Genomic DNA, 10,141 nt, shown 5'->3' on the forward strand with positions numbered 1-10,141 from the left:
ACGCCACCGTGGCACTGTGATGCCTCGGCGGGGGCGAGTCCATCGATTACAGGGACCGCGTCGATTTCAGGTGAACGCGATCCCTTGTAGGAGCGGCCTTGTGTCGCGATGGGCCGCAGAGCGGCCCCAAAAAATCTAAAAGCTGACCGAAGCCGAAAGCCGAGCCGTCCGCGGCGCCCCCTGGAACAAATAGTTATCCCCCAGGTAATCCCCCACATCCCGCCAATAACGCTTGTCGAACACGTTATCCACCGTCAGCCGCAGTACCGTGTCATACCCCCCAATGCGGGTGCGGTAGCGGCTACCCACATCGAACACCGTATACCCGCCAACCTCCACATTCCCCGCCTGGCTCGCGTACTTGCTGGCGCTATACCGCGCACCACCCAGCAGCGCCAGCCCCGCGACCGGCAGGTTGTATTCGGCGTGCAATGCCGCGCGGAGCCGGGGCACGTTGATCGCCTGGTGGCCTTCATAGTCATCGGTACCGCTGTTCTTCACCCGCGCCCGAATGGCTGCGGCGCTGGCTTGCACCTGCAGCTTGCGGGTCACCCAGCCGCTGGCGCCCAGTTCCAGGCCGGTGTTCTTCTGCTGGCCTTGCTGCACGTAGGTGAAGTTGCCGGCACCGTCCGGGCGCGCGTACTGGTAAGCCTGGCGAATCTGGAACAGCGCGGCGCTCAGGCTCAGGCCTTGCCAGTCGTGTTTCAGGCCCAGTTCCAGCTGGTGTGAGGTGGTGGGCGCAAGTATTTCCGCCGCGTTGCTGGCAAACCAGGGCGCAGTGCCGCCAGCCGACAGGCCCTTGGAATAACTGGCATACACGGTGGTATCCGGCTGCGGCTTGTAGATGAGCGCAGCATTGGGCAGCAATTGGTACTGCCGTGTATGGCGCCCGGCCACGCCGGTCTCGTCCCAGGTTTTTTCATCCAGGCGCACTTCGCGGGCGCCCAGCACCGTCTGCCAGTGCTCGTTGAAGCTGATGCGGTCGCTGACGAACAGGCCGTACTGGCGGCTGTCCAGGCGCCGCTCGCTGGCGCCGACCGGCTTGTCGGACGGGTCGAGGGCCGGGACGCCAGTGTAGATGTTGCCGGTGCCCAGCCACTCGTTGTAGTACGGGCGCTGGTCCAGCGTGCGCCGTTGCGCGCTGCTGCCCACGGTCAGCTCATGGCCCACGCCCAGTGCATCGAAGCGCCCGTTGAGCGTGGCCTGGGCCTCATCGGTACGGCGGGTGTCGTCGGGGCTGCGGAAGTCGTAGATGTCGTAGTCGCCATTGCTGCCGAAGAACGCCCCTTCGCTGGAACCCCAGGCAAATGCGCTGTAGTCATCGATCACCACCTTGCTGCGCGAGGCGCTCAGGGTGCCGGTCCAGGCCTCGTTGAAGCGGTACTCGAAGCGCCCGCCCAGGTTCAGCGAGTCGTTCTGTACCGGCTTGGCCCAATGCTGGTAGGCCAGGCGGTCATCCGGGTCGACGCCGTGCGGTACCTGGGTGCCGCCGAGCAGCTGGTAACCCGGCACCGAGCGTTGTTCGCGGTGCTGGTATTCGGCGTCCAGCTGCAGGGTGGCGTCCGGGCTGATCTGCCAGTCGAAGGCCAACGAGGCAAAGTCACGCTTGCCGTCGGCATGGTCGACGTAGGAGCGGATGTCTTCATGGGCCAGGTTGGCGCGCAGGCCAAACTGCTTCTCGCTGCCAAACCAGCCGCCCAGGTCGGTGGCCAGGTAGCGCTCGCCCTGTTCGTTGGTCGATACGGTGATGCTGCGTACCTCTTCGGCGCGCTTAGTCACGTAGTTGATCAGCCCGCCCGGCTCGGATACACCGCTCTGCAACCCGGACAGGCCCTTGAGCAATTCCACCTGCTGCTTGTTCTCCAGGGCCACGTTCTGCTCGCCGGCGATGGTCTGGCCGTTGATGCGGTAGCTGCTGGCGGCGTTCAGCTCGAAGCCGCGCACGTTGAAGTTTTCGTAGTAGCCGATGGGGGCATAGCTTTCGCCGACCGAGGCGTCGCTTTGCAGCACTTCGCTGAGCTTGCGCACCTGGCGGTCTTCCAGCAGTTGCTGGCTGAACACGCTGATCGAAGCCGGGGTGTCGAGCAACGGCGCGGGCTGGAAGCCGCCTACTGCGGCCTGGTGGGCCTGGTAGCCGTCGTTGGCGTAGGTATCGGACACCTGCAGCGGCGCCAGGAGCACGCTGTCTTCGGCAAGCGCATGGGGGCAATGCAGGGCCAGGCCCAGGCTGAGCAGGCTCAGGGGCAGGCGAGGGTGACGCGGGGGCATGCGGTGGGGCTCCTGGGGGCGGGGTACCTGTGCGGGCCTTTTCGCGGGTAAACCCGCTCCCACAAGGGAACCACAACCCGTTGTAGGAGCGGGTTCACCCGCGAAGAGGCCGGCACAGGCCATGAAAAAGGCGGCATCTTACCAGCCGCCTTCAACATAAAACGATCCAGGCCCCGCGATATTCAGTCAGCCAGCCCGCGCAGGCCGCTTGTGCTGGCGCCAGTTGTCATCGATCTTCGACCAGGTCTTGCCGTCGGTAATGGCCATCAGCTTGCGGCCGTCCTTGAAGGTGGCCAGGAAGGTGGCTTCTTCCTCCTTGCCCCCCAGCCACAGCCCGGCCAGCAGCCCCACCGGCCCGGCCACCAGGGCGCCGGCCACGCCCCAGCCCAGGGCGCTGCCCAGGCTACGGCTGGGTTCCAGGCTGGCCAGGCGCAAGTCGCTGATACGGGCCAGGGAAATCCGCTCACCCGGGGACGGGCTGCGCGGGGTCTTGAGTGTGAGCGATCCATTGCGATACTCGCCTTCACCTTGCAAGAAATCGCCGGATTGCACCGTGAGTCTTGTCATAAAGTCGTCCTGTCAGGGATTGGGCATTTGACCAGCGCCTACTGAGCGCTGCCTGGGGTAGGCAAGTCAACGGCAAGGCGACGGAGGGTAGTGTGGTGGAATGTCGCCCTCAGGCTGGCGCGGTCTGTGTGTAGGAGCGGCCTTGTGTCGCGACGGGCCGCAAAGCGGCCCCGGCAATATCGGCGGCGAAGCTACAGATGTGGGGCCGCTGCGCGGCCCATCGCGACGCAAGGCCGCTCCTACAAGGGTTATGTGTCAGCTTTGCGGGCAGAGACAAGCCAGGCCAGCAACGCCAAAGCCCCAATCACCAACCCCGCCACCACAATGCCCATCCAGCCCTGGCGCTGGAACAGCTGCGTGCCCAGCAACGACCCCAGCGCCCCGCCAATGAAGTAGCAGGTGATGTACCCGGCATTCAGCCGCGTACGTGCCTCGGGCCGCAGGGCGATCACCGCGTTCTGGTTGCTCACATGCACCAGCTGCACCGCCAGGTCGAGCATCAGCACGCCCAACAGCAGCGCCAGCAGCGAGTGTTCGGCAAAGCCCAGCGGCACCCACGACAGCAGCAATACCACCAGGCCCACGGTGGTCCCCAGTGAACCCTTGCCATGGTCGGCCAGGCGCCCGGCCCAGTTGGCCGACAGCGCACCCGCCGCACCGGCCAGGCCGAACAGGCCGATCACAGCGTCCGAATAGTGGTACGGGCCGTTGGCCAGCAGAAACGCCAGCGGCGTCCAGAACAGCGCGAACAGGCTGAACGCCAGCAGGCCGAGCAGCGAGCGCAGGCGCAGCACCGGTTCTTCAAGGAACAGGCGGAACACCGAGCCGATCAGGGCCGGGTACTTCAGCCCGGCATGGCTGTGGTGCTGCGGCAGGCTGCGGTACAGCGCCACAGCGGTGACCGCCATCAATACCGCGGCCAGCACGTAGATGCTGCGCCAGCCGCCCAGCTCGGCCATGAAACCGGCCGCGGTGCGTGCCAGCAGAATGCCCAGCAGCAGGCCGCTCATCAGCGTGCCCACCGCACGCCCCCGCTGATGCGGCTCGCTCAAGCTGGCGGCCATCGGCACGAGGATCTGCGCCACCACCGAGAACAGCCCGGTCAATGCTGTGCCGAGGATCAGCCAGGGCAGGCTCGGGGCGCAGGCGCTGATGACCAGGCCGACGGTGGCGATGAGGGTCATCACGGTGATCAGCCGACGCTGTTCGAACAGGTCGCCCAGCGGTGCCAGCAGCAACAGGCCGGCGCCATAGCTGAGCTGCGCGGCAATCACGATGCTGCCGGCACTGGCGGTGCTCAGGCCGAACTGCTGGGCAATGCTGTGCAGCAGCGGTTGGGCGTAGTAGTTGCTGGCCACGGCCAGGCCGGTGGCGGTGGCCATCAGCAGGATCAGGGCGCGGCTGAGAGTAGGGGTGTGCATGGGGGTCTCGTGGCGGGCAGTAATGTGGCGATGATTATCAAGAAGTGTCAGGCATGACACCAATGTATAGTTTTCAACTTATCCATCTTGAAAGCAGATAGATCGATGAACCTCAAACAACTCGAATACGCCCTTGCCGTGGCCGACACCGGCAGCTTTACCCGCGCAGCCGAACGCTGCCATGTGGTGCAGTCGGCGCTCAGCCACCAGGTGGCGCGGTTGGAGGCGCAACTGGGTGTGAGCTTGTTCGAGCGTAGTTCGCGGCGGGTGCGGCTGACGCCAGCGGGGGAGGCCTTCGTGCTTAGCGCCCGGCCGGCAGTGGAGGCGGCGCGGCGTATTGCCGATGATGTGGCGGCCGCGTGCGGCCAGGTGCGAGGCCGGCTGGCGATTGGCGAAATCAGCTCGCTGACGGCGCTGGACCTGGTCGATTTGTTGGCGGTGTTTCACGACCGCTACCCGGATGTGGACGTGCGCTGGCTTACGGCCAAGAGCGAGCTGTTGATAGCCGATGTGCTTGAGCGGCGCCTGGACGTAGGCTTCATCGGCCTGTGGCAGGGCGAAGTGGTGCAGGGGGTGCAGCACCGCTTGCTTGCCCGGGAGGAACTGGTGGCGCTGTTGCCACCAGGGCACCGGCTGGCGGGCAGGACGCAGCTGGCGCTGGCTGACCTGGCGGGCGAGGTGCTGGTGGACTTCCCTGAAGGCACCGGGGCACGACGGCAGACCGACGAGGCATTTCAGGCGGTGGGGTTGCAGCGGCGGGTGCAGTTCGAAATCGGTCATGTGCGTCTGGTGGAGAAGTTCGTGCAACGGGGCATGGCGGTTGGCTTGGTGGCGGAACAGGTGGCCCGCAGCTTCGAGGGCGTGGCGGTGGCGCGGCTGGTGGATGCGCCGGTGCGGCACCTGTATGCGGTGTGGTCGGCTAGCCCTACGCCGGCTGCGCGGGCTTTTCTGGAGGTGATGGAGCAGCGTTTGGGGGCGGGTGATGAGTGACCCTGTGCGGGCCTCTTCGCGGGTAAACCCGCTCCCACAGTTACCGCGCCGATTTCAAGCTGTGTGCGGTCCCTGTGGGAGCGGGTTTACCCGCGAAGAGGCCCCCACAGGGTCACCCCTCAATCAGGCCGCAAACCCACCATCCACAGTCAAACTGGCCCCGGTGACATACCCCGCCTCAGGCCCCGCCAGGTAAGCCACAAAGCTGGCAATCTCATCCGCCTCGCCATACCGCCCGATCGCCATCATCGGGATCAGGCTTTCGGCGAACTCGCCGCTGGCCGGGTTCATGTCGGTGTCCACCGGCCCTGGCTGTACGTTGTTCACGGTAATCCCCTGCGGCCCCAGGTCGCGGGCCATGCCGCGGGTCAGGCCGACCAGCGCCGACTTGCTCATGGCATACGGCGCGCCGCCGGCAAACGGCATGCGCTCGGCGTTGGTGCTGCCGATGTTGATGATGCGCCCACCCTGGCCCATGTAGCGGGCTGCCGCCTGGCTGGCGACGAATACGCTGCGCACGTTCACCGCCAGCATGCGGTCGAACTCGGCCAGGTCGAACTCGGTCACCGGGGCCACGGCCAGTACGCCCGCGTTGTTGACCAGAATGTCCAGCCGGCCGAAGGCCTTCACGGCGTCATCCACGGCCAGTTGCACGGCCGCTGCATCGGCGCTGTCGGCGCGCAGCGCCAGGGCCTTGCCGCCGTTTTCGCTGATTTCCCGGGCCAGTTCTTCGGCCGGGCCGGCAGAGCTGACGTAGGTAAAGGCCACCTGCACGCCTTCGCGGGCCAGGCGCCGCACGATGGCCGCGCCAATACCACGGGAACCGCCCTGTACCAGGGCTACTTTGCCTTCGAGTGTAAGTTGCTTGGACATGCTGATCTCCTGCTGGAAGCCAGGCCGAAATGCCTTGGATGGGCGCAGTATCGGCGCTTGATTACCTGCTGATAAGATGGCAATCACTATCAGCAAAGTAAACCTTTGGTTGCCAATCATGGCTATGGAATCGTTCAACGCGTTGGAGTGCTTCATCCGCAGTGCCGAGGTCGGCAGCTTTGCCGAGGCGGCCAGGCGCTTGCACATTACCCCCGCCGCCGTGGGCAAGCATGTAGCCCAACTGGAAGCGCGCCTGGGCGTGCGGTTGTTCCAGCGTAGTACCCGCAAGCTGACCTTGACCGAGGCGGGGCAGCGATTTCTTGGCGAGGTGAGTGACAGTTTTCGCACTATCCAGTACGCCGTGGCCAACCTGGCCAGTGCCGAGGGGCAGCCGGCCGGGTTGTTGCGGGTGAGCATGGGCACGGTGTTCGGGCGCTTGTATGTGTTGCCGTTGTTGGGCGAGTTCTTGCGCCGCTACCCGGCGATTACCCCGGACTGGCATTTCGACAACCGCCAGGTCGACCTGATCGGCCAGGGCTTCGATGCGGCGATTGGGGGTGGTTTCGAACTGCCGCCCGGGGTGGTGGCGCGCAAGCTGACACCGGCGCATCGGGTGCTGGTGGCGGCGCCGGCGTACCTGCAGCGGCATGCGCAGATACAAGACCCGCAGGTGCTGCAGCGGCATGACGGCATCCTGATCCGCTCACCGCAAACTGGGCGGGTGCGTTCGTGGCCGTTGACCAGCCGCTGGCAGGTGCAGCAGCCGTTGCAACTGCGCCAGGCGATGACCATGAGCGATTCGGATGCGGCGTGTGCGGTGGCCGAGCAGGGGCTGGGCATCGCCCTGGTGAGTTTGCCGTTTGCCGTGCCTTACCTGCAGGCCGGGCGGCTGCAGCGGGTGTTGCCGGACTGGTATGTGGACGATGGGCACATCAGCCTGTATTTCGCTGAGCACAAGCTGCTGCCGGGCAAGACCCGGGCGTTTGTCGATTTTGTGGTGGAGCAGTTTGAAGGGCAGGGGTTGGCGGGGCGGTTTGATGCCTTGCAGGCCCTTTAGAAAGCTATCGCCTGTGCTGGCCTATTCGCGGGTGAACCCGCTCCCACAGGGATCCAGTACCCCCCGCCTTGTGGTAATCCTGTGGGAGCGGGTTTACCCGCGAAGAGGCCCGCTCAGGCAACATCAACAATGAACAAAACCTGCCCCCCCAGGCTCACCTCATCATCAACCTTCTTCCCCAGCAGCAACTGCCCCAGCGGCGAGCGTGGGGTGATCACGGTCACCAGCCCATCTCCCTCACCAATCTTCAACCCCGCCGCCTCAGGCCCAAGAAACACCCGGCGCTGCCCGCCATCTTCATCCTCAAGGGTCACCAGGTTGCTCACCTGCACCCCGCGCGCCGGGTCATAATCACGCAGCAGCAGTTGCTGGTAGATCAGCAGCCCCTGGCGAATCTCGGCACTGCGCCGCGCCTGGCCGGTGGCCAGGTACGAGGCTTCCAGGCCCAGGGTGTCGTACTTGTTCTCGGCGATATTTTCTTCGGCGGTAGCCGCTTCATAAGCCGTTTGCGCCGCGCGGGTCAGCACGTCCAGGTCATGTTCGAGGGTGGCGACGATCTGCGCCAGCAGGCGGGGCTTGTCCATGGTCAGTAACAGAACTCCAGCACGTTGGCCTGGCTTTTGTCGGTGGGTGCCGTGCGGTTCTGTTGCAGCCAGAACTGGCACTTGGGGCTGTTGAGGTTGCGCGGGTTGCCCTGGGCGGCTTCGGCAGCTTGTTGCTGTTCCTGCTTGTGCAGGATGTGCTTGTAGCGCTCGAACATTTCGGCCTGGGCGTCCTGTGCCGGTGCGACCGCTGTGGGCGCCGGTGCCGGCTGGTAGACGCTGGGGGGCAGGGCCTTGGCCAGCGGCTGCACCTGCTGCGGCCACAACAACAGCGCCAGCCAGACGCTACCGATAATGGCCACGGCGCCAAGCCAAAGGCCGAAGGCAACGCACAGTATCAACTGCAGCGGCTTCAGGGTGATCTTCAGTTCACGGGTGCGGGGCATGGCTGCCTCCTTGGCAGGGTGGGGCGGCGTGCATTGTCGCATGCTGTCGGGCAGAATCCGCGTTTTTCCGCAGGTAAAGGGGAGGGGCGCATGAAAGCCACCTGGGACATCTTCTGCAGCGTCGTCGACAATTACGGCGATATCGGCGTGACCTGGCGCCTGGCCCGGCAGTTGGTGGCCGAGCATGGCCTGGCGGTGCGCCTGTGGGTGGATGACCTTGCCGCCTTCACGCCCATGTGCCCCGGCGCCGATGCCTCTGCGGCGCAGCAATGGCAGCAGGGGGTGGACGTGCGCCAGTGGCCGGCGGCCTGGTTGACGGTGGCGCCAGCCGATGTGGTGATCGGCGCGTTTGCCTGCCAGCTGCCGGCGGGTTATGTCGAGGCGATGCGCGCCCTGCCTCGGCCGCCGTTGTGGCTGAACCTTGAATATCTCAGTGCCGAGGACTGGGTAGAAGGCTGCCATGGCCTGCCTTCGCCGCAGCCCAACGGCCTGCGCAAGGTGTTTTTCTTCCCGGGGTTTACCGAAAAAACCGGTGGTTTGTTGCGCGAAGGTTCACTGCTGGCCCGGCGTGATGCGCTCCAGCAGTCGGCTGATGCGCGCCTGGCGTTTCTGCACGGGCTTGGCGTAACCCCTGAGCCGGGGGCGTTGCTGGTGTCGCTGTTTGCCTATGAAAACCCGCAATTGGCCAACTGGCTCGATGCCCTGGCCACCGGCGCGCAACCCTGCCATCTGCTGGTACCGCAAGGTCGCATCGTTGCAGGGCTCAGCCAGTGGCTTGGCGAGGCGGCGTTGCAGGTGGGTGATGTACGCACGCGTGGCGCACTGACTGTGCAAGTGCTGCCTTTCGTCAGCCAGGACGACTTCGACCGGCTGTTGTGGAGCTGCGACTTCAACGCGGTGCGCGGCGAGGATTCGTTCGTGCGTGCGCAATGGGCCGGGCAGCCGATGCTGTGGCACATCTACGTGCAGGACGAGAACGCCCACTGGGAAAAGCTCGAAGCGTTCCTGGCGCATTATCGACGCGGTTTGTCAGACGACGCCGACGCCGCCTTGCTGGGCCTGTGGCGGGCCTGGAACATGAATCGGGATATGGCCCAGGCCTGGCAGGCGGCCCGCCAGCATTGGCCGGAACTGCAGCAGCATGCCCGGCGCTGGGCGGCGCAACAGGCCGCTCAGCCGGACCTTGCCACAGCGCTAGTACACTTTTATCGAAATTCGCTATGATATGCGGCCTCGATTTTTATAAATCCATCCAGATTCGGATACTTCGTAATGAAAACTGGTAAAGAACTGAAACCCGGTACCGTGCTGCGCATCGACAACGACCCGTGGCTGGTTCAAAAAGCTGAGTTCACCAAGTCGGGCCGTAACAGCGCGATCATGAAGACCAAGCTGAAGAACCTGCTGACCGGCTACAAGACCGAAACCGTATACGGTGCGGACGACAAGCTGGACGACGTGATCCTGGATCGCAAAGAAGCGACCCTGTCGTTCATCAGCGGTGACTCGTACACCTTCATGGACACCACCGACTACACCATGTACGAACTGAACGCCGAAGACATCGACGCCGTTCTGCCGTACATCGAAGAAGGCATGGAAGACATCTGCGAAGCCGTGTTCTTCGAAGGCCGCCTGGTATCGGTTGAACTGCCGACCACCATCAGCCGTCAGGTTGTCTACACCGAGAACGCTGCGCGCGGCGACACCTCGGGCAAGGTCATGAAGCCTGCCAAACTGAAGAACGGTACCGAGATCCAGGTTGCCGACTTCATCCAGATCGACGAGTGGATCGACATCGACACTCGCGACAACAGCTTCAAAGGCCGTTCCAAGAAGTAATTTTTCTTGTGATACGCAAAAACCCGGCCTCGGCCGGGTTTTTTTGTGCCTGTGACTCCAGTGCTGACCGTCCTGCTTCACGCGCCCCCTGTAGGAGCGGGGGGGGGGGGGGGGGGGGGGGGGGGGGGGGGGGGG

At 64.7% G+C, this 10,141-nt stretch carries 10 protein-coding genes; 4 read left to right on the top strand and 6 right to left on the bottom strand.

The features are described from left to right. Positions 1-135: 135 nt before the first annotated feature. The 3 genes from IAE39_RS27890 to IAE39_RS27900 all read right to left on the bottom strand — a co-directional run bounded on the left by IAE39_RS27890 (position 136) and on the right by IAE39_RS27900 (position 4,256). The gene (locus IAE39_RS27890; protein ID WP_201207698.1) at positions 136-2,268 is read right to left on the bottom strand and encodes a TonB-dependent siderophore receptor; all 2,133 of its coding nucleotides are present in this window, start codon (positions 2,266-2,268) and stop codon (positions 136-138) included. A gap of 186 nt (positions 2,269-2,454) precedes the next feature. Next, the gene (locus IAE39_RS27895) at positions 2,455-2,835 is read right to left on the bottom strand and encodes a hypothetical protein (protein ID WP_201207699.1); all 381 of its coding nucleotides are present in this window, start codon (positions 2,833-2,835) and stop codon (positions 2,455-2,457) included. Positions 2,836-3,083: 248 nt separating this feature from the next. After that, the gene (locus IAE39_RS27900; protein WP_201207700.1) at positions 3,084-4,256 is read right to left on the bottom strand and encodes an MFS transporter; all 1,173 of its coding nucleotides are present in this window, start codon (positions 4,254-4,256) and stop codon (positions 3,084-3,086) included. Between the two features lie 105 nt (positions 4,257-4,361). Between IAE39_RS27900 and IAE39_RS27905 the strand changes: the two genes are divergently transcribed. Next, positions 4,362-5,246: a LysR family transcriptional regulator gene (locus IAE39_RS27905; protein ID WP_201207701.1), complete on the top strand. Its 885-nt coding sequence runs from the start codon at positions 4,362-4,364 to the stop codon at positions 5,244-5,246. Between the two features lie 123 nt (positions 5,247-5,369). Here the strand turns inward: IAE39_RS27905 and IAE39_RS27910 are convergent, their stop codons facing one another. After that, a complete protein-coding gene (locus IAE39_RS27910) occupies positions 5,370-6,119 on the bottom strand; it encodes a 3-oxoacyl-ACP reductase family protein (RefSeq protein WP_201207702.1) in 750 nt (249 codons plus the stop codon). A 118-nt stretch (positions 6,120-6,237) separates the two neighbouring features. Here IAE39_RS27910 and IAE39_RS27915 point away from each other — a divergent pair, with 118 nt between their 5' ends. Further along, on the top strand, positions 6,238-7,176 hold the full coding sequence (locus IAE39_RS27915; protein WP_201207703.1) for a LysR family transcriptional regulator: 939 nt from the start codon (positions 6,238-6,240) through the stop codon (positions 7,174-7,176). 113 nt (positions 7,177-7,289) lie between these two features. Here the strand turns inward: IAE39_RS27915 and IAE39_RS27920 are convergent, their stop codons facing one another. Both IAE39_RS27920 and IAE39_RS27925 read right to left on the bottom strand, forming a co-directional pair. Next, positions 7,290-7,760: a GreA/GreB family elongation factor gene (locus IAE39_RS27920; protein WP_201207704.1), complete on the bottom strand. Its 471-nt coding sequence runs from the start codon at positions 7,758-7,760 to the stop codon at positions 7,290-7,292. 2 nt (positions 7,761-7,762) lie between these two features. After that, entirely contained in the window at positions 7,763-8,164 is a 402-nt protein-coding gene (locus IAE39_RS27925; protein WP_201207705.1) for a hypothetical protein, read from the bottom strand. A 90-nt stretch (positions 8,165-8,254) separates the two neighbouring features. On the opposite strand from IAE39_RS27925, the gene earP reads away from it, so the two are divergent. Continuing rightward, a complete protein-coding gene (gene earP / locus IAE39_RS27930) occupies positions 8,255-9,388 on the top strand; it encodes an elongation factor P maturation arginine rhamnosyltransferase EarP (protein ID WP_201207706.1) in 1,134 nt (377 codons plus the stop codon). A gap of 48 nt (positions 9,389-9,436) precedes the next feature. Beyond that, the gene (efp, locus tag IAE39_RS27935) at positions 9,437-10,006 is read left to right on the top strand and encodes an elongation factor P (protein WP_012271109.1); all 570 of its coding nucleotides are present in this window, start codon (positions 9,437-9,439) and stop codon (positions 10,004-10,006) included. Positions 10,007-10,141 lie beyond the last annotated feature (135 nt).

It is taken from the genome of Pseudomonas sp. S37 (assembly GCF_016658545.1).
Lineage (GTDB): Bacteria > Pseudomonadota > Gammaproteobacteria > Pseudomonadales > Pseudomonadaceae > Aquipseudomonas.